Genomic DNA, 18,614 nt, shown 5'->3' with positions numbered 1-18,614 from the left:
TGAGCGGGGATGCGGCGGCACCCCCTGAGGCGAAGCGTCGAAACGGCCGGTGCCCCGGCGGCATGGCAGGCTTGAAGCCTCTCGTGTCGTCTCGATCCCGGAGCGCCGGTCTTGGATCAGTTGGCTCTGTTGTTCGCCCTGCTGCTCGGGGCCCTGGTGAGCGTCCCGGTGGGCGACCGGCTCGGGGTGCCGGCCCCGGTGCTGATGACGCTGTTCGGCGGGGTCCTCGCGGTGGCCGACTTCGTGCCCAACGTGAACATCCCGCCCGAGCTGATCCTGCCCGGCCTGCTGCCGCCGCTGCTGTACGCGGCCGTGCGGCGTACCTCCTGGCGCCAGTTCGCGGCCAACAGGCGCCCGATCCTGACACTGGCCGTCGCCCTGGTGTTCGTGACCATGGTGTGCGTCGCCTTCGTCTCCCACGCGATCGTGCCCGGTCTCTCGATCGCCGCAGCCCTGGCGCTCGGCGCCCTGATCGCCCCGCCCGACCCGGTCGCCGCGACCAGCGTCGCGGGACGACTCGGGCTGCCGCGCCGCCTGGTGTCGATCCTGGAGGGCGAGGGGCTGTTCAACGACGTCACCGCCATCGTGCTCTACCACGTGGCGATCGCCGCCGCGGTGAGCGGCGTGTTCTCGCCGTGGCGGGCCGGTCTGGCTCTGGTGCTGTCCGCCGTGGTCGCGGTGGCCGTCGGGCTGCTGCTGGGCTGGGGCGCGAACCGGGTGATGGACCTGCTGGGCGACCCGACCCTCCAGATCGGCCTGACCCTGCTGGTGCCGTACGCCTCCTACGTGCTCGCGGAGAAGCTCCAGGGCTCCGGTGTGCTCGCCGTGCTCACCACCGCCCTCTACCTCTCCGAGTACGCCACCGGCGCCGACGACGTGATGACCCGGCTCGCCGGGCACACCTTCTGGGACATCATCGACACCCTCGTCACGGGCGTCGCCTTCGGCCTGATCGGCCTGGAGCTGCACAACGCGATCCGCACGGCCAGCGGACGGTGGGGCGAACTGCTCGGCTGGGCGGCCGCCGTCGCCGGTGTGGTGATCGTCGTACGGCTGCTGTGGCTGCTGCCGGCGACCTGGCTGACCAAACGGCTGCACGCCCGGCGCGATCTGGACGAGGAGATCCCGGCCAGCTGGCGCGAGACGGTGGTGATGTGGTGGTCCGGGATGCGCGGGGTCGCCTCGGTCGCCCTGGCGCTCGCGATCCCGCTGAAGACCGATGCCGGGAAGCCCTTCCCGGACCGGGACGAGATCGTCTTCATCGCCTTCGGGGTGATCGTCGCCACCCTGGTGCTCCAGGGGCTCACCCTGCCGTGGCTGGTAAGGCGGCTGCGGGTGCGGGCCGACTCCGGACGGGAGAAGGAGCACGAGAAGGAGCTGGCGGTGCGCGCCGCCAGGGCGGCCAAACGCCGGCTGCGGGAGATCGAGCAGGTGGAGGACCTGCCCGAGGACCTGTCCGAGCAGATGCTGCGGCAGGCATTCGACATCGGCATCCGGATCAGCCCCGACATGGGCGAGGAGGAGCGGCGCGAGGCCCAGCACCAGCGGGCCAAGCGGCTGAAGCGGGTCCGGCGCATCCAGGGCGAGATGCTCAGCGCGGCCCGGCACGAGGTGCTGGCGGCGCGCAGCGAGCCGGGGATGGACCCGGAGATCGTGGACCGGATCCTGCGTCACCTCGATGTGCGCAGCATGCGCTAACCGGGTACAGCTAGCACTGCTCCGCTAGCTGTGCATATCCAGTCATACGAACACATGGCGGCTGTGGACAAGCGGAAGCGCGGGCCGCGGCGGGCTCCTACTCTCGGATCATGACTCGCAACATCGTGATCAGTGGAGGCGGTACGGGCATCGGGCTGGCGACGGCACGGGCCTTCGCCGCGGACGGGGACCGGGTGCTGCTCCTCGGGCGGCGCGCGGAGGTGCTGGAGAAGGCCCGGGTACCGGGGGCGCTCACCCACGCGGCCGACCTCACGGAGCCCGCCGACGTGCGGGGCGTCGCCCGCCTCGTCGCCCGGGAGTTCGGCACCGTCGACGTGCTCGTGCACGGCGCCGGCGGCTCCGGCGCCCTGGAACCCCCGGCGGACAGCGAGGACCCCCTCGACCGGGTGGCCCATGCCTGGACCGTCGCCTTCCGGCTCAACACCCTGACCGCGGCGCTGCTCACCGAGGCACTTCAGGACCGGCTCGCCGAGCCCGGCGGGCGGGTGCTCTTCCTCGGCTCCATCGCCGCCTACCGGGGCTCGGGCAGCGGCGCCTACGCGGCGTCCAAGGCCGCGCTGCACCCCTACGCCCATGATCTGGCCCGCAGGCTCGGCCACCGCGGCATCACCGTGAACGTGGTCGCGCCGGGCTACATCGAGGACACCGACTTCTTCGGCGGCACCCTGTCCGAGGAGCGGCGTCGGCAGCTCGTCGCGGAGACGTCCACCGGCCGGGCCGGTGAACCGGGCGACGTCGCCTCGACCCTGCACTGGCTGGCCTCGCCCGCCGCCGGCCACATCACCTCACAGATCATCCAGGTCAACGGAGGCGCGGAACGCGGACACTGAGCCAGGACGAAAGGGAGTGCCGAGCGAGGAGATCCCGAACCGGGCCGGCGAAGGGAACCGGACAGGGGCCACCGGTCCGCGCCCCGTTCAGCCCCGTCCGGTGCGCGGGAACTCGTAGGCGCGGCGCAGGGAGTCGCGATCCGGGGAGGGGACGCGGTAGGGCGGGAGCACCGCGTCCGAGGTGTTGACCCGGGGCAGCGCGTAGGGGTGCTCCGCGGACAGCCAGGTGATCATCTGCTCGCGGACGGCGACCCGCACCGTCCAGATGTCGTCCGCGTCCTTCGCGGTCACCAGCGCGCGCACCTCGATGGTGTTCGGAGTGGAGTCGGTGACCACGAGGCCGTAGGCGCGGCCGTCCCAGGCCGGGCACTCGCGCAGGATGTCGCGCAGCTTCTCGCGCATCGCCTCCATGGGAGCGCTGTGGTCGAGATGCCAGAACACGATCCCGGTCATCTGCGGGGTGCCCCGCGACCAGTTCTCGAAGGGTTTGGAGGTGAAGTACGACACCGGCATGGTGATCCGGCGCTCGTCCCAGGTCCGTACCGTCAGAAAGGTCAGGGTGATCTCCTCGATCGTGCCCCACTCGCCGTCCACGACCACCGTGTCGCCGAGCCGGACCATGTCACCGAAGGCGATCTGGAGCCCGGCGAACAGGTTCGACAGCGTCGACTGCGCGGCCACGCCGGCCACGATGCCGAGGACACCGGCCGAGGCCAGCAGGGAGGCGCCCGCCGCGCGCATCGCCGGGAAGGTCAGCAGCATCGCGGCGACCGCGACCACGCCGACGATCGCCGAGACCACGCGCATGATCAGAGTGACCTGGGTGCGTACCCGGCGGACACGCGCCGCGTCGTGCTGGGCGCGCGCGTAGCGGCTGTACGTCGTCTCGACCACGGCCCCCGCGATCCGGATCACCAGCCAGGCGGCGGCCCCGATCAGCACCAGGGTCAGGGTCCGTCCGACGCCGACCCGGTGCTCCTTGAACAGTTCCGCCTGGTCGTAGGAGCCTCTGAGCAGGGCGGAGCACAGGACCAGCTGGTAGGGCACGCGGGCGCGCCGCAGCCGGTCCCACAAGGGGGTCTCGGGGTGGCGTTCGTCGGCCTTGCGCAGCAGCACGTCCGTGGCCCAGCCGATGAGGACGGTCAGGAACACGGACGCGCCGACCACGACCACGGGGCGCAGTACGGTCTCCATGCCTTGGAACGTAACCGGGTACGGCGATCGTGAACCTGTGACTTGGCGCGCTCCGGCGGGGAGGGGGCGCGGGGGAGGGGGAGGGGGAGGGCCCCCTGGTGGGCCGAGCCCGGCCGGGATGGGGCCGAGGCGGGCGCGGCTGGCACCATGGCCTCATGAACATCATGCTCTTTCACTCGACCTACGGGCTCAGGCCCGCGGTGCGTGACGCCGCGGACCGGCTGCGCATGGCGGGCCACGAGGTGTGGACGCCGGACCTCTTCGAGGGGCGGACGTTCGAGACCGTCGAGGAGGGCATGGAGTTCAGCGACGGGCTCGGCAAGGAGGAGCTGCTGAAGCGGGCCGTGCTGGCGGCGGCGCCGTACTCGGAGCGCGGGCTCGTGTACGCCGGGTTCTCGCTCGGCGCCTCCGTGGCGCAGACCCTCGCCCTCGGCGACGACAAGGCGCGCGGTCTGCTGCTTCTGCACGGCACCTCGGACATCGCGCCGAACGCGTACGTGGACGAACTGCCGGTGCAGCTGCACGTGGCCGAGCCCGACCCGTTCGAGACGGACGACTGGCTCAGCGCCTGGTACCTCCAGATGGGCCGGGCGGGCGCCGACGTGGAGGTCTACCGGTACGCCGGGGCCGGGCACCTGTACACCGACCCCGGGCTGCCCGACTACGACGCGGAGGCCGCCGAGGCGACCTGGCGCGTGGCGCTCGGCTTCCTCGACGGCCTGCGGTCCGCGTAGCGGCCCGTACCGGGGGTGACCAGCGGGCCTACACCGGGTCGTAGGAGCGCTCCACCTTCTGCGTGCCGGTGCGGGTGCGGTACGACCGCTCCCAGCGGGCGGTGGCGTTCTGGTCGGTGCGGTCGGACAGGACGTAGTAGTCCATCTGGGCGCGGTCGGCGGTGATGTCGAGCACGCCGAAGCCGTGCCGGTCGGTGTCCACCCAGTGGACGTGCCGGTTGGCGGCCTCGATCAGCGGCGCGGCGACCGTGGAGACCACGCCCTCGGGGACCTTGACGATGTCGTCGAGGTTGTCGGAGGTCACCGAGGTGATGACGAACTCGGTGGCGGCCGACTTCGAGAGCGGGTAGGTGCCCGCGTCCACCGGCACGTCGTTGGCCCAGGACATGTGGATGTCACCGGTCAGGAAGACGGTGTTGCCGATGTTGTTGGACGTCAGGTGGTCGAGGAGTTCCCGGCGGTCGTGGGTGTAGCCGTCCCACTGGTCGGTGTTGACGCCTATGCCGTCCTGCGGCAGGTCGAGCAGCTGGGCCAGCGGCTTGAGCAGGTCGGCCGTGAGCGAGCCGATGACGAACGGTGCGATCATCACCGAGTTGCCGACCAGCCGCCACTTGGTGTCGGAGGACTTCAGGCCCGCCTTCAGCCAGTCGAGCTGTGCCCGGCCGGTGATGGTGCGGCTTCCGTCGTCCACCGAGCCGCTGGTGCCCGACACCTGCTGGGAGCGGAAGGAGCGCAGGTCCAGCAGGGAGAGGTCGGCGAGCTTGCCGAAGCGCAGCCGGCGGTAGGTGGTGCCCTCGATCGCGGGACGCACCGGCATCCACTCGAAGTACGCCTGCTTGGCGGCGGCCTTGCGGGCGGTCCAGGTGCCCTCGGCGCCCTCGGTGTGGTTGACCGCGCCGCCCGACCACGCGTTGTCGGCGAACTCGTGGTCGTCCCAGATAGCGATGACCGGCGCCTTCAGGTGCAGGGCCTGGAGGTCGGGGTCGGTCTTGTACTTGCCGTGCCGGGTGCGGTAGTCGGCGAGCGTGATGATCTCGTGGGTGGGGGCGTGCTGCCGCACCACCGTGCCGCGGGCCGCGTACCCGCCGGACTCGTACTCGTAGATGTAGTCGCCGAGGTGCAGCCAGGCGTCGAGGTCGTTGCGCGCGGCCAGGTGGCGGTACGAGGAGAAGTAGCCGGCCTCCCAGTTGGCGCAGGTGACCACGCCGAAGCGGAGCCCGGGGACGTCCGCGGCGGCGGCCGGGGCGGTGCGGGTGCGGGCGACCGGGGAGTCGGTGCCGCCGGAAGAGAAGCGGAACCAGTAGTCGGTGGCCGGCTGGAGGCCGCGGATGTCGGCCTTCACGGTGTGGTCCGAGGCGGCCGTCGCGGTGGTGGAGCCCTGGGCGACGATCTGGGTGAGCGCCTTGTCCTTGGCGACGACCCAGCTCACGACGGTGTCCGGGCCGATGCCCGAGCCCGGGACGGCGTCCGGGGCCGGGGTGACCCGGGTCCACAGCAGGATGCCGTCGGGCAGCGGGTCACCGGAGGCCACGCCGTGCAGGAAGGCGGGGGCCTGACCGGCGGCCCGCGCCGGAAGAGCGGCGGCGAGCGGCCCGGCCAGCACAGCGGTCGCCGCCGCGGCCTTGACGACCGTACGGCGGCTGGGGGAAAGGGAGTTGGGGCCCTGGGAGGCCGGAAGCGATCTGTTTCGACTCGTCACGGCCGATCAGGTTACCGAGCAGTAGAACAAGAGAGCGGGCGAACAGGGAATGTTCGCCCGCTCTTCACTGAGCCGTCGGGCCCCTAAAGGCCGTCAGCCCTTCGGGTTCGTCAACCCGGAGTGTTCTCTCAGCCCTTGAGGGCCGAGTCGATCACCTTGTCGAACTCGGCCACCGTCGAGATCATGTTGCCGCCGTTGAGCTGCTTGCCGTCCATGACGAAGCCCGGGGTGCCGGTCACACCGTCCTTGTTGTCGTCGAACGTCTTCGACATGGCCATCGCCCAGGCGTCGTAGGTGCCCTTCTTGACCGCGTTCTGGAAGCCGGTGTTGTTCTTCAGCGCCGGGACGGTGTCGGCGACCTTGATGAGGTAGCTGTCGTCCTTGAACTTGTCGTCGTTCTCGTCCGGGTGCCACTTCGCGGAGTACAGCGCCGACTTGTAGTCCAGGAACGCCTCGGGGCTGACGTTCAGCGCGGCGCCGAGCGCGCTCAGCGCGTTCTTGGAGCCCTCGCCGTTGTCGTGGGCGTCCAGGAACGTGGCGCCGACGTACTGGTACTTGAACTTGCCGTCGTCGATGTCCTTGTGCAGCGTCGAGCCGACGGTCTGCTCGAACTGGGCGCACACCGGGCAGCGCGGGTCCTCGTACATCTTGAGGGTCTTCTTGGCGCTCGCCTTGCCGATGACGACCGTGGTGCCCTTGGTGCCCTCCGTGTGGGCCGGGGCGACGACCTTCGCGGTCTTCATCCGCTCCCAGTAGCCGGGCTTGCTGGCCTGCACGACGGCATAGCCGATGCCGCCCGCGGCGGCCAGGACGACCAAAACCGAACCGGCCACGATCGCCTGCCTCCTCGCCTTGTCGCGCTTGGCCTGGCGTTCGCGTTCCTGGCGCAGCCGCTCGCGGGCCGCCGTCTTCGCCGCCTGGCTGTTCCGCTTGCTCATGTCGGTGTTCTCCCTGGGGAAACGCGCAGCTGTCGTGCGCGCGAGGATGGGTGGACGGTGCTCTTCGCTGCCGCTCAGCGAGCGGCGAGCGGGGCGGAGCACGGTGGTCCACGCCGGCCCGGGGAGTGGGCGAGAAGGCGGTCGCGGGCCGCGGCCCGGCGCGGGGCCGGGCGGGGCGGCCGGCGGTCCGGCAGGAGTCGCACGGTGACCGCGGCCACGGCGAGCAGAAGCGGCCGGAAGGAGGCCGCTGCCACCGCGCGCAGCAGCTGTACCAGCGCCCGCTCGCCCCGGCGCAGCCAGGCGGCGGCCAGCAGGCCCACGCCGATGTGCGCGGCGAGCAGGAGCCAGGCGGTCGCCGGGCCGGGGTCCTCCAGCAGTCCGGCCGTCTGGCCGCGGCTCACCTGGGCCAGCGGGGCGCCCACGGCGCCGCCGTGGCACAGCAGGTCGAAGCCGAAGGCGTGCAGGGGGCCGGCCACCGGACCGCCCGCCCGGCCGTAACAGGTCCGCTGGCCGGTGGTGAACACCGTGTCGGCGGCCAGTTCCAGCGGGATCAGCAGGGCGGCGATGCGCCCGAAGCCGCGCTCGCGGCCCGCCAGCGCGTACGCGCCGGCGAAGACGCCGGCGGCGACCGCGGCCACGGTCGCCGCCGGTAGCGGCGTCCGGGACAGCAGCACGTGCGACGCGGTGCCGAGGGTCACGACGAAGGCCGTGAACAGCACCGCGCGTACGGTTCTGAGCTGGGTCCCGGATATGTCCATAGCGAAAGCAGAGTCTGTCACGAACCGGAGTAAGGGACCCCTAAAGGGGGCCTGTGAGCAGCCGCACGCCACCGCCCCGGTCCGGCGTCCTACAGCCCCGGGATCCGGCCGTTGCGGAACAGGTCCACGAAGATGTGGTGGTCGGCGCGCGCGCGGGCGCCGTAGGCGTGCGCGAAGTCCACCAGCAGGGGCGCGAAGCCCTCCTCGTCGGCCGCGATCGCCGCGTCGATGGCCCGCTCGGTGGAGAAGGGCACCAGGGACTCGCCGGAGGTGTCGTCCGCCGCCGCGTGCATCGTCGCCGTGGCCCGGCCCAGGTCGGCCACGACCAGCGCGATCTCCTCCGGGTCGTCGATGTCGCCCCAGTCCAGGTCGACCGCGTACGGCGAGACCTCGGCGACCAGCTGGCCCGCGCCGTCCAGCTCGGTCCAGCCCAGCCACGGGTCGGCGTGCGCCTGGAGGGCGCGCTGGGAGATCACCGAGCGGTGGCCCTCGTGCCGGAAGTACCCGGCGATGGCCGGATCGGTGATGTGCCGGGAGACGGCCGGGGTCTGGGCCTGCTTGATGTAGATCACGACGTCGTTCTCCAGGGCGTCGCTGTGGCCCTCCAGGAGGATGTTGTACGACGGCAGCCCGGCCGAGCCGATACCGACGCCCCGGCGGCCCACGACATCCTTGACCCGGTAGGAGTCCGGGCGGGCCAGCGAGGAGTCCGGCAGCGTCTCCAGATAGCCGTCGAAGGCCGCGAGGACCTTGTAGCGGTCGGCCGCGTCCAGCTCGACGGCGCCGCCGCCCGGTGCGAACCGGCGTTCGAAGTCGCGGATCTCCGTCATCGACTCCAGCAGCTCGAAGCGGGTGAGCGAGCGGGCCGCGCGCAGCGCGCCCAGCAGCGGTCCCTCCGCGGTGTCCAGGGTGAACGGGGGCACCTCGTCCCTCTTGGCGCCGGTGGCCAGGGCGTGGATCCGCTCGCGGTAGGCGGCCGCGTAGACCGTCACCAGCTCGGTGATCTGCTCGTCGCTGAGTGCCTTGGCGTACCCGAGCAGCGCGATCGAGGCCGCGAAGCGCTTCAGGTCCCAGGTGAAGGGGCCGACGTACGCCTCGTCGAAGTCGTTGACGTTGAACACCAGGCGGCCGTACGAGTCCATGTAGGTGCCGAAGTTCTCCGCGTGCAGATCGCCGTGGATCCATACGCGCGAGGTGCGGTCGTCCAGGTAGGGGCCGCCCCGCTTCTCGGCGTCGATGTCGTGGTAGAAGAGGCACGCCGTGCCCCGGTAGAAGGCGAAGGCCGAGGCCGCCATCTTCCGGAACTTCACCCGGAACGCGGCCGGGTCGGCGGCCAGGAGCCTGCCGAAGGCGGTGTCGAATACGGCGAGGATCTCCTCGCCGCGCTGCTCGTCGCTGAGCTTGGGGACCGACATCGCGGGATGCCTCCTGGTGCGGGAGTGGTGCGTCACTGTGCGTTCACGGGCACGACAGCGCTTTCGCCGTCTCCAACGGGCGACGCCGCGCGGGAGTGCCCGGTTCCCGCCCGACCGTACGCGGAGATCCGCTCCGGCTGTCAGTGGCAGGGCATAGGATTCGACGCTGTCCCCCAGAGTGTCCGTCCGCCCGTCGCCTGACGTTTTCCGTTGGAGGCCATACCGTGTCAAAGCCGCCGTTCACGCACCTGCACGTCCACACCCAGTACTCGCTGCTGGACGGTGCCGCGCGGCTGAAGGACATGTTCAACGCCTGCAATGAAATGGGCATGACGCACATCGCCATGTCCGACCACGGCAACCTCCACGGAGCGTACGACTTCTTCCACTCCGCGCAGAAGGCCGGGATCACCCCGATCATCGGGATCGAGGCCTATGTCGCCCCCGAGTCCCGGCGCAACAAGCGCAAGATCCAGTGGGGCCAGCCGCACCAGAAGCGCGACGACGTCTCCGGCTCCGGCGGTTACACCCACAAGACGATGTGGGCGGTGAACCGGACCGGGCTGCACAACCTCTTCCGGCTGTCCTCGGACGCGTACGCCGAGGGCTGGCTGCAGAAGTGGCCGCGAATGGACAAGGAGACCATCGCCCAGTGGTCCGAGGGCATCGTCGCCTCCACCGGCTGCCCCTCCGGCGAGGTGCAGACCCGGCTGCGCCTCGGCCAGTTCGACGAGGCGCTCAAGGCCGCCGCCGAGTACCAGGACATCTTCGGCAAGGACAAGTACTTCCTGGAGCTGATGGACCACGGCATCGACATCGAGCACCGGGTCCGCGACGGTCTCCTGGAGATCGGCAGGAAGCTCGGCATCCCCCCGCTGGTCACCAACGACTCGCACTACACGTACGCCCACGAGGCGGGCGCCCACGACGCGCTGCTGTGCATCCAGACCGGCAAGAACCTCTCCGACCCCGACCGCTTCAAGTTCGACGGCACCGGCTACTACCTGAAGTCCACGGACGAGATGTACGCCATCGACTCCTCGGACGCCTGGCAGGAGGGCTGCGCCAACACGCTCCTCGTGGCCGAGATGGTGGACACCACGGGCATGTTCCAGAAGCGCGACCTGATGCCGAAGTTCGACATCCCCGAGGGGTACACCGAGGTCACCTGGTTCAAGGAGGAGGTCCGCCGCGGCATGGAGCGCCGCTTCCCGGGCGGCATCCCCGAGGACCGCCAGAAGCAGGCGGACTACGAGATGGACGTCATCATCTCGATGGGCTTCCCCGGCTACTTCCTCGTGGTCGCCGACTTCATCATGTGGGCGAAGAACAACGGCATCGCGGTCGGCCCCGGCCGAGGCTCCGCGGCCGGTTCGATCGTCGCCTACGCCATGGGCATCACCGACCTCGACCCGATCCCGCACGGACTGATCTTCGAGCGGTTCCTCAACCCCGAGCGCATCTCGATGCCCGACGTCGACATCGACTTCGACGAGCGCAGGCGCGCCGAGGTGATCCGGTACGTCACCGAGAAGTACGGCGCCGACAAGGTCGCCCAGATCGGCACCTACGGCACCATCAAGGCCAAGAACGCGATCAAGGACTCGGCGCGCGTGCTGGGCTACCCGTACGCGATGGGCGACCGCATCACCAAGGCCATGCCCGCCGACGTCCTCGGCAAGGGCATCCCGCTGTCCGGCATCACCGACCCCAACCACCCCCGTTACTCGGAGGCGGGCGAGGTCCGCTCGATGTACGAGAACGAACCGGACGTGAAGAAGGTCATCGACACCGCGCGCGGCGTGGAGGGCCTGGTCCGGCAGATGGGTGTGCACGCCGCCGGCGTGATCATGTCCAGCGAGACCATCACCGACCACGTCCCCGTCTGGGTCAGGCACACCGACGGCGTGACCATCACGCAGTGGGACTACCCGAGCTGTGAGTCGCTCGGCCTGCTGAAGATGGACTTCCTGGGCCTGCGCAACCTCACGATCATGGACGACGCGGTCAAGATGGTGAAGGCCAACAAGGGCCTCGACATCGACCTGCTGTCCCTGCCGCTGGACGACCCCAAGACCTTCGACCTGCTCCAGCGCGGCGACACCCTCGGCGTCTTCCAGTTCGACGGCGGCCCCATGCGCTCGCTGCTGCGGCTGATGAAGCCCGACAACTTCGAGGACATCTCCGCCGTGTCGGCCCTGTACCGGCCGGGCCCGATGGGCATGAACTCCCACACGAACTACGCCCTGCGCAAGAACGGGCAGCAGGAGATCACGCCGATCCACCCCGAGCTGGAGGAGCCGCTCAAGGAGGTCCTGGACGTCACCTACGGCCTGATCGTCTACCAGGAGCAGGTGCAGAAGGCCGCCCAGATCATCGCCGGCTACTCGCTCGGCGAGGCCGACATCCTCCGCCGTGTGATGGGCAAGAAGAAGCCCGAGGAGCTGGCGAAGAACTTCACCATCTTCCAGACCGGCGCCCGCAAGAACGGCTACAGCGACGAGGCCATCCAGGCGCTGTGGGACGTGCTGGTGCCGTTCGCCGGCTACGCGTTCAACAAGGCGCACTCGGCCGCGTACGGCCTGGTGTCGTACTGGACCGCCTACCTCAAGGCCAACCACCCCGCCGAGTACATGGCGGGGCTGCTGACCTCCGTCAAGGACGACAAGGACAAGTCGGCGGTCTATCTCAACGAGTGCCGCCGCATGGGCATCCGGGTGCTCCCGCCGAACGTCAACGAGTCCGAGTCCAACTTCGCCGCCCAGGGCGACGACGTGATCCTCTTCGGCCTCTCCGCCGTCCGCAACGTCGGCACCAACGTGGTCGAGTCGATCATCAAGTGCCGCAAGTCCAAGGGGAAGTACGCCTCCTTCCCGGACTACCTGGACAAGGTCGAGGCGGTCGTCTGCAACAAGCGGACCACCGAATCGCTGATCAAGGCGGGCGCGTTCGACACCATGGGGCACACCCGCAAGGGCCTCACGGCGCAGTACGAGCCGATGATCGACAACGTGGTCGCGGTCAAGCGCAAGGAGGCCGAGGGCCAGTTCGACCTCTTCGGCGGCATGGGTGACGACAGCGCCGACGAGCCCGGCTTCGGACTCGACGTGCAGTTCACCGACGACGAGTGGGACAAGACCTATCTGCTCGCCCAGGAGCGGGAGATGCTCGGTCTGTACGTCTCCGACCACCCGCTGTTCGGTCTCGAACACGTGTTGTCCGACAAGGCCGACGCGGGTATCTCCCAGCTCACCGGCGGTGAGCACGCCGACGGCGCGGTGGTCACCATCGGCGGCATCATCTCGGGTCTCCAGCGCAAGATGACCAAGCAGGGCAACGCCTGGGCGATCGCCACCGTCGAGGATCTCGCGGGCTCCATCGAGTGCATGTTCTTCCCGGCCACCTACCAGCTGGTGTCGACCCAACTGGTCGAGGACGCCGTGGTGTTCGTCAAGGGCCGCCTCGACAAGCGCGAGGACGTGCCCCGGCTCGTCGCCATGGAGCTGATGGTCCCGGACCTGTCCAACGCGGGCGCCAACGCGCCGGTGGTCCTCACGATCCCGGCGACCCGGGTCACTCCCCCCATGGTCAGCCGGCTCGGCGAGATCCTCAGCCACCACAAGGGCGACAGCGAGGTGCGGATCAAGCTCCAGGGGCCGCGCAAGACCACGGTGCTGCGCCTGGACCGGCACCGGGTCAAGCCCGACCCGGCGCTCTTCGGCGACCTGAAGGTGCTGCTCGGCCCGTCCTGCCTCGCGGGCTGAACCGGCCGGCGTGTGCCGGCGCCGTCACCAGCGCGAGAGGGACGCACCCGGAAGCGGGTGCGCCCCTCTTTTCACGCAACGGGCGTCAAGTGCCCTTTAGTTGTGGCCGAAGCTCTTCTGCTTCTTGCCGTGCGCGGTGTCCGAGGCGCTGCCCTGGATGTGCGACACCGGGGACTCGTGCTCCGGGGAACGCTGCGCGTGCTCGTGCGCCGGGCCGGACTGCTGCGCGGCGCGGTTCTGCGAGCCACCCTGCTTACGGTTCTTGTTCTTGGCCATGGTGATCTGCCTCCTGTGGGGGATCTAGGGGCCAGGACCGCGACCAGATTCACATATGCTGACATCGATCGCATGTCGGACAATTACCCTGTGTGACAGGGTAGGTTGGCGCACGGGAGCCGCAAACGCCACGCCGAAGATCGAGTTCGGGCCGTTAACCCCCGCGTGGTCGGGCAGACTCGAAGGAAGTCCGAAGCAATACCTCCCGGGAAGAGGGTGAGTCGCGTGGACCGCTGCATCGTCCTGGTGGACGCCGGGTACCTGCTGGGCGCTGCCGCCAGCCTCCTCGCGGGTGAGCCCTCGCGGTCCCGGATCACCGTCGACCACGCCGCACTGGTCCAGGCGCTGCGCGAACGCGCGGAGTCCGACACCGAGCGGCCCCTGCTGCGCATCTACTGGTTCGACGGCGCCCCCGATCGCGTTCCCCAGCCGGAGCACCGCCGCCTGCGCGTCATGCCCCGGGTCACCGTGCGGCTCGGTGCCCTCACCCGCAGTGACGGACGGTGGGCGCAGAAGGGCGTGGACGCCGCCATGCACGCCGAGCTGACCGAGCTGGCCCGCAACCGGGCCTGCTCCGACGTCGTCCTCGTCACCGGCGACGGCGATCTGCTGCCGGGCATGATGGCGGCCAAGGAGCACGGCGTCGCCGTGCACCTGTGGGCCGTGCAGGCGGCCGACGGCGACTACAACCAGTCCGAGGACCTGGTCGCCGAGGCCGACGAGCGGCGCGTGCTCGACCGGGCCTGGATCACGCAGGCCGTCCGGGCGAAGGAGCTGACCGGCGTCTGCGCCCCGCCTCCCGTGCCCCGACCCGAGATCGCCGCGATCCTCTCCGCCCCGCTGCCCGAGTCCGCGCTCGCCGCGGCCACCGAGCGCCCCACCGGCCAGGAGACGCGTCCGCCGGCCGCCGCCGGGGAGAACGGCGGCCAGGAGCGGGTGCCCGCGGCCAAGGGCGTCCCCACGCCCAAGGACCTCGCCGCGCTGCGTGCCCCGGGCGCCGCCCAGCCCGCCCAGCACCCGGCCACCGCGACCCTGCGCTGGTCCTCCGACAAGGGCTGGGTGGACCGGCCCGGCGCGGTGCCCGAACCGGCCGAGGCCGCCGCCATGCCGACGCTCGCCCAGCTCACCACGGCCGAGCAGCGCTGGGCCGACCGCGAGGAGGACATCACCACCGTCGGCGGCGATCCGTACGAGGTGGGGCAGGTCTTCGCCCGCCGCTGGATGTCCCGGCTCGGCGACCAGAGCCACCTCCAGCGGCTGTCCCAGATGTACCCGCGCATCCCGCACCGCATCGACGGGGAGCTGCTGCGCTACGCGGCCCGCTTCGGCCTGCTCGCGCACAAGGACGACCAGATCGACGAGCACGACCGTTACGCCATCCGGGCGGGCTTCTGGCGCGAGTTCGACATCCCGGCCGCGGCGGAGCACGCGAACGCGGGGGAGTGAGGCGGGAACGGGGCCCGGGGCGAACCGGGGACTGAGACGGGGATCACGGCCCCCCGCGGACGGCCCCGCTCGACGACGGCCTGCCCGCCGACTGGGGGCGGCTCCGTCCACTGCGATGGCCGCCGGTGCGACCCGGGCACGGCTCCGTCCCGACTGCGGCGCGGCGGCCGTCTCGGCTGTGGTGTGGTCGTCGTCCCGATCGTGGCGTGGTCGGCTGCTCGTGCGGGGACCGGCTCGCTCTCGGCTCTGGGTGGTCGTCGGTCCGGTGGGGGTGTGGGCCTCGGTGGGTCGGGGCGCGGCGGCCGTCTCGGCTGTGGTGTGGTCGTCGTCCCGATCGTGGCGTGGTCGGCTGCTCGTGCGGGGACCGGCTCGCTCTCGGCTCTGGTGGGGTCGTCAGCCCGGCCGTGGAGGCCGGCTGCCCAGACGGGGTGTGGCCTCGACCCGGCCGTGTCGCGGCTCTCCGTCCCGGCGATGGCGTGGCTGCCGGTCCGGCAGGTGGCTGGGGCAGTCGGCCGACGGGGCGCGGCCACCCCCTCGCCGTGGCATGGACCTCGGCGCGTTGGCGTGGGGCCGCCCGCCAGGCCGTCAGGAGGCTGACAGTCCGCCCGTGGCGTGGCTCCAGCCCGATCCAGGTGTGGCCCCCGGCGCGGCAGGCGAGGTTCGCTCCCGGCCGGGGCGTGGCGCCGTCCCGAGTGGCCCTCGGCCCGACACTGGTGTGTCCGTCGACGTGATGAGGACGTGGTGGTCAGTCCGACAGCCGTGTGGCGGTGTCAGGCCGCTTGCGGCGTGGCCGGCCGCCCGGAGAGGGCACGGTGCCGCCCGGAGAGGGCACGGTTCCGTCCCGTTCGCGGCCGGCCCTCTGCCTGGCCGCGGCGTGCCGCCAGGGCTCCTGTTACGTGGTCCTCTGCCTGGCTGCGGTGGGGGGCCGCCGGGGCGCCCCTGTGTGGCCCTCGGTCTGGCTGCGGTGGGGCCGCCAGGGTGGCCGTTACGGGGCCCTCGGCCTGGCCGCGGCGTGCCGCCAGGGCGGCCGTTACGTGGCCCTCAGGCCGCCGTGGCGCGGAACCAGCCGGGCCCAGGGCCTGTCCTCGGCACGGCAGTGCGTGGGCGGGTGGCTGGGTCCGTCCCGGCCAGGGTGCGGCTTCGTCGTGGCCGGGGCGTGGCGTCGTCCTCGGTAGCGGCTCGGGTGGCCCCAAGGGCGAGTAAAGGCCCCCGACCCCGTACCCTCTCCCCTTGTGAGTACGCGTGTGGGGCAGGCACTTCGGCAGGACGAGGTCGTCCGCGTCCGCGGGCTCCGCAAGACCTATCCGGCCGTCAAGGGCCGCCGCGGTGCGCCCGGGACGCCCGAGGTGCGGGCCACCGACGTCCTGGAGCTGGAGGTGCGGCGCGGGGAGATCTTCGGGCTGCTCGGCCCCAACGGCGCCGGCAAGTCCACCCTCGTGCGCCAGCTCACCGGCCTGCTGCGCCCCGACGCGGGCAGTGTCGAGATCCTCGGCCACGACATCGTGCGCCATCCCGAGCGCGCCGCGCGCCTCCTCGCCTACCTCGGTCAGGAGTCCACCGCCCTCGACGAGCTGACCGTCTCCCTCGCCGCCGAGACCACCGGGCGCCTGCGCGGCCTGGACGCCCGCACGGCGCGGGCCGAGCGGGACGCCGTACTGGAGGAGCTGGGGCTCACCCCGATCGCCGGGCGGGCCCTGAAGAAGCTGTCCGGCGGGCAGCGGCGGCTCGCCTGCTTCGCCGCGGCCCTGGTCGGGGAGCGTCCGCTGCTGGTCCTGGACGAGCCCACCACCGGCATGGACCCGGTGGCCCGGCGCGCGGTCTGGGCGGCCGTGGACCGGCGCCGCGCCGAACGCGGCACCACCGTCCTCCTGGTCACCCACAACGTCATCGAGGCCGAGACCGTGCTCGACCGGGTCGCCGTGCTCGACCGGGGCCGGGTCATCGCCTGCGACACCCCCGCCGGGCTCAAGGAGCAGGTCGCGGGCGAGGTACGGGTGGAGCTGGTGTGGCGGGAGCGGGCGCCGCTGGACGTGCCCGAGGTCGCCGTGCTGCGCGAGCGCGCGGTGGAGTCGGGCCGGCGCTGGACGCTGCGGCTCGCGCCCGAGGAGGCCCGCGCCGTGGTCGCCACGGTGACCGGCGGCGCCGCCTTCGCCGCCCTGGACGACTTCACGCTCGCCACGCCCAGCCTGGAGGACGTCTACCTGGCACTGGGCGGCGCCGCGCGGCAGGGGCTGGTGAAGGCATGAGCGCACGGGCCGCACGGGCCGCCGTGCGCGACGGGGTCGGTACGGCCGCCGCAGGGAAGAGGAGCTGCTCGTCGTGAGTGTCGTACCCGCGCAGGTGCTGCCGGACGGAGCGCGGACCGTGCCGGAGGCGGGGCCCGTCGCGGCCGAGCTGGCCCCCGCGGCGCGGCTGTGGCCGTCGCTGGTGGCCGTGTACCGGGCACAGCTGTCCCGGGCCCGGGTGGCGCGCATCCCGCTGCTGTTCGTGGCGACCTTCCAGTCCGTCGGCATCACCGTGATGATGCGCGGCGTGGTCGACAACGGCTTCGAGGCCCGGTCCGTGGTGGCCGGCTCGTCCGTGCTGGTCGTCGCGTTCGTCGCGCTCAATCTGCTGGCCCAGTACTTCGGGCAGCTGAGGGCCGGCGGCGGGCTCGACCACTACGCCACGCTGCCGGTGCCGCCCGCCGCGGTGGTGCTGGGCGCGGCGGCGGCGTACGCCTCCTTCACCGTGCCCGGGACACTGGTGACCGCCGCCTTCGGCTGTGTGCTGTTCGGGCTGCCGCTGTCCAACCTGTGGGTCCTGCTGGCCGTCGTACCGCTGGCCGGTGCCGCGCTGTCCGGGCTCGGCGCGGCGCTGGGGCTGCTGGCGCCCCGCCCCGAGCTGGCCACGCTGCTCGGGCAGCTCGGCATGTCGGCGGCGCTGCTGCTCGGGGTGCTGCCGGCCGACCGGATGCCGGAGATCGTCCGGCTGGCGCGGGACCTGCTGCCCTCCACCTACGGCGTGGAGGCGTACGCCGGTACGTTCGGGGCGCACCCGGACTGGGCCGTCGTCCTCGCTGACCTGGGGGTGTGCGCGGGGGTCGGAGTGGTCTCGCTGGCCGTGGCGGCGTGGGCGTACCGCAGGGCCGCCGTCCGGTGACGCGGCGCACAGGCCGACCTGGCACGATGGCAGGGTGACCGCACCGCTGAATCCGCCACAGCCCCCGCACGACCACTCCGCGCACCAGGTCTGGCAGGCACCGCCCGCCGGGGCGCCGGTCGTGGGCGCCCACGAAGAGGACGGCCCCGGGATGAGGACCGAAGCGCGCGAGGGCGCCGTGATCACCCTGCTGGTGACGGTGTGCGGCGCGCTGCTCGGACTGCTGTGGTGGCGGCTGGCGCCGCATGTGCCGCTGGTCGGCGAACAGTCGGGCGAGAGCTGGGTGGTCTACCTCAAGGACACCGAGGGCGAGCAGGCGATCGGGGTGGACGGCACGTTCACCCTGCTGGCGCTGGCGTTCGGCGCGGTGAGCGGGCTGGCGGTGTTCCTGTGGCGCAGGCGTGGCGGCGTACCGCTCGTCGTCGGCCTGGCTCTCGGCGGACTGCTCGGTTCCCTGCTGGCCTGGCGGCTCGGTGTCTGGCTGGGCCCCACGTCGAACGTGATCGCCCACGCGCGGGCGGTCGGCAAGGGTGTCACCTTCCCGGCACCGCTGCGCCTCGGCGCGAAGGCGGCGCTGCTGTCGTGGCCGTTCGCCGCGGTGCTGGTCCACCTCGGCCTGACGGCGCTGTTCGGCCCCCGTGACCCCGAACCGCGGTACCCGGGCGAAGTGCCGGTCGCGCCCGCCCCGTAGGCCCCGCAC

General features: G+C 71.6%; 14 protein-coding genes. 8 read left to right on the top strand and 6 right to left on the bottom strand.

Features of this window, described 5'->3' with window-relative positions:
- The first annotated feature begins 111 nt into the window (after nucleotides 1-111).
- Both QSK45_RS05780 and QSK45_RS05775 read left to right on the top strand, forming a co-directional pair.
- Entirely contained in the window at nucleotides 112-1,698 is a 1,587-nt protein-coding gene (locus QSK45_RS05780; RefSeq protein ID WP_285553882.1) for a Na+/H+ antiporter, read from the top strand.
- A gap of 110 nt (nucleotides 1,699-1,808) precedes the next feature.
- The gene (locus QSK45_RS05775) at nucleotides 1,809-2,549 is read left to right on the top strand and encodes an SDR family NAD(P)-dependent oxidoreductase (RefSeq protein WP_285553880.1); all 741 of its coding nucleotides are present in this window, start codon (nucleotides 1,809-1,811) and stop codon (nucleotides 2,547-2,549) included.
- A gap of 87 nt (nucleotides 2,550-2,636) precedes the next feature.
- Here QSK45_RS05775 and QSK45_RS05770 read toward each other — a convergent pair whose 3' ends face one another.
- Entirely contained in the window at nucleotides 2,637-3,743 is a 1,107-nt protein-coding gene (locus QSK45_RS05770; RefSeq protein ID WP_285553878.1) for a mechanosensitive ion channel family protein, read from the bottom strand.
- Between the two features lie 155 nt (nucleotides 3,744-3,898).
- Here QSK45_RS05770 and QSK45_RS05765 point away from each other — a divergent pair, with 155 nt between their 5' ends.
- A complete protein-coding gene (locus QSK45_RS05765; RefSeq protein WP_285553876.1) occupies nucleotides 3,899-4,477 on the top strand; it encodes a dienelactone hydrolase family protein in 579 nt (192 codons plus the stop codon).
- 28 nt (nucleotides 4,478-4,505) lie between these two features.
- Here QSK45_RS05765 and QSK45_RS05760 read toward each other — a convergent pair whose 3' ends face one another.
- From QSK45_RS05760 to QSK45_RS05745, 4 genes are all read right to left on the bottom strand, one after another.
- On the bottom strand, nucleotides 4,506-6,176 hold the full coding sequence (locus QSK45_RS05760; RefSeq protein ID WP_285553874.1) for an alkaline phosphatase D family protein: 1,671 nt from the start codon (nucleotides 6,174-6,176) through the stop codon (nucleotides 4,506-4,508).
- Nucleotides 6,177-6,304: 128 nt separating this feature from the next.
- Nucleotides 6,305-7,114: a thioredoxin domain-containing protein gene (locus QSK45_RS05755; RefSeq protein ID WP_285553872.1), complete on the bottom strand. Its 810-nt coding sequence runs from the start codon at nucleotides 7,112-7,114 to the stop codon at nucleotides 6,305-6,307.
- Between the two features lie 74 nt (nucleotides 7,115-7,188).
- Complete coding sequence (locus QSK45_RS05750) at nucleotides 7,189-7,872, bottom strand: hypothetical protein (RefSeq protein ID WP_285553870.1); 684 nt, start codon at nucleotides 7,870-7,872, stop codon at nucleotides 7,189-7,191.
- Nucleotides 7,873-7,961: 89 nt separating this feature from the next.
- The gene (locus QSK45_RS05745) at nucleotides 7,962-9,287 is read right to left on the bottom strand and encodes a DUF2252 domain-containing protein (RefSeq protein WP_285553867.1); all 1,326 of its coding nucleotides are present in this window, start codon (nucleotides 9,285-9,287) and stop codon (nucleotides 7,962-7,964) included.
- A gap of 224 nt (nucleotides 9,288-9,511) precedes the next feature.
- Here QSK45_RS05745 and dnaE point away from each other — a divergent pair, with 224 nt between their 5' ends.
- On the top strand, nucleotides 9,512-13,051 hold the full coding sequence (gene dnaE / locus QSK45_RS05740) for a DNA polymerase III subunit alpha (protein WP_285553865.1): 3,540 nt from the start codon (nucleotides 9,512-9,514) through the stop codon (nucleotides 13,049-13,051).
- A gap of 96 nt (nucleotides 13,052-13,147) precedes the next feature.
- Here dnaE and QSK45_RS05735 read toward each other — a convergent pair whose 3' ends face one another.
- The gene (locus QSK45_RS05735) at nucleotides 13,148-13,327 is read right to left on the bottom strand and encodes a hypothetical protein (protein ID WP_285553863.1); all 180 of its coding nucleotides are present in this window, start codon (nucleotides 13,325-13,327) and stop codon (nucleotides 13,148-13,150) included.
- A gap of 225 nt (nucleotides 13,328-13,552) precedes the next feature.
- Between QSK45_RS05735 and QSK45_RS05730 the strand changes: the two genes are divergently transcribed.
- The 4 genes from QSK45_RS05730 (at nucleotide 13,553) to QSK45_RS05715 (ending at nucleotide 18,605) form a co-directional block, all read left to right on the top strand.
- A complete protein-coding gene (locus QSK45_RS05730; RefSeq protein ID WP_285553861.1) occupies nucleotides 13,553-14,773 on the top strand; it encodes an NYN domain-containing protein in 1,221 nt (406 codons plus the stop codon).
- A gap of 1,232 nt (nucleotides 14,774-16,005) precedes the next feature.
- Nucleotides 16,006-17,019 carry an ABC transporter ATP-binding protein gene (locus tag QSK45_RS05725; RefSeq protein ID WP_285553859.1) on the top strand — a complete coding sequence of 338 codons (1,014 nt, stop codon included), beginning with the start codon at nucleotides 16,006-16,008 and terminating at the stop codon, nucleotides 17,017-17,019.
- A gap of 73 nt (nucleotides 17,020-17,092) precedes the next feature.
- The gene (locus tag QSK45_RS05720; RefSeq protein ID WP_285553857.1) at nucleotides 17,093-17,914 is read left to right on the top strand and encodes an ABC transporter permease; all 822 of its coding nucleotides are present in this window, start codon (nucleotides 17,093-17,095) and stop codon (nucleotides 17,912-17,914) included.
- 34 nt (nucleotides 17,915-17,948) lie between these two features.
- Complete coding sequence (locus QSK45_RS05715) at nucleotides 17,949-18,605, top strand: AAA family ATPase (protein ID WP_285553854.1); 657 nt, start codon at nucleotides 17,949-17,951, stop codon at nucleotides 18,603-18,605.
- Nucleotides 18,606-18,614 lie beyond the last annotated feature (9 nt).

Origin of the sequence: Streptomyces hygroscopicus subsp. hygroscopicus (assembly GCF_030269125.1) — a bacterium.
Classification (GTDB): Bacteria; Actinomycetota; Actinomycetes; order Streptomycetales; family Streptomycetaceae; genus Streptomyces; species Streptomyces hygroscopicus_C.
The sequence above is the reverse complement of the archived record's forward strand: the minus strand, read 5'-3'. Positions and strand labels throughout refer to the sequence as shown.

Excerpts from the sequence above, each read along its gene's own strand:
- QSK45_RS05765 (WP_285553876.1), top strand. The coding sequence starts at position 3,899 with ATGAACATCATGCTCTTTCACTCGACCTACGGGCTCAGGCCCGCGGTG.
- QSK45_RS05745 (WP_285553867.1), bottom strand. The coding sequence starts at position 9,287 with ATGTCGGTCCCCAAGCTCAGCGACGAGCAGCGCGGCGAGGAGATCCTC.
- QSK45_RS05735 (WP_285553863.1), bottom strand. The coding sequence starts at position 13,327 with ATGGCCAAGAACAAGAACCGTAAGCAGGGTGGCTCGCAGAACCGCGCC.
- QSK45_RS05755 (WP_285553872.1), bottom strand. The coding sequence starts at position 7,114 with ATGAGCAAGCGGAACAGCCAGGCGGCGAAGACGGCGGCCCGCGAGCGG.
- QSK45_RS05750 (WP_285553870.1), bottom strand. The coding sequence starts at position 7,872 with ATGGACATATCCGGGACCCAGCTCAGAACCGTACGCGCGGTGCTGTTC.
- QSK45_RS05770 (WP_285553878.1), bottom strand. The coding sequence starts at position 3,743 with ATGGAGACCGTACTGCGCCCCGTGGTCGTGGTCGGCGCGTCCGTGTTC.
- QSK45_RS05775 (WP_285553880.1), top strand. The coding sequence starts at position 1,809 with ATGACTCGCAACATCGTGATCAGTGGAGGCGGTACGGGCATCGGGCTG.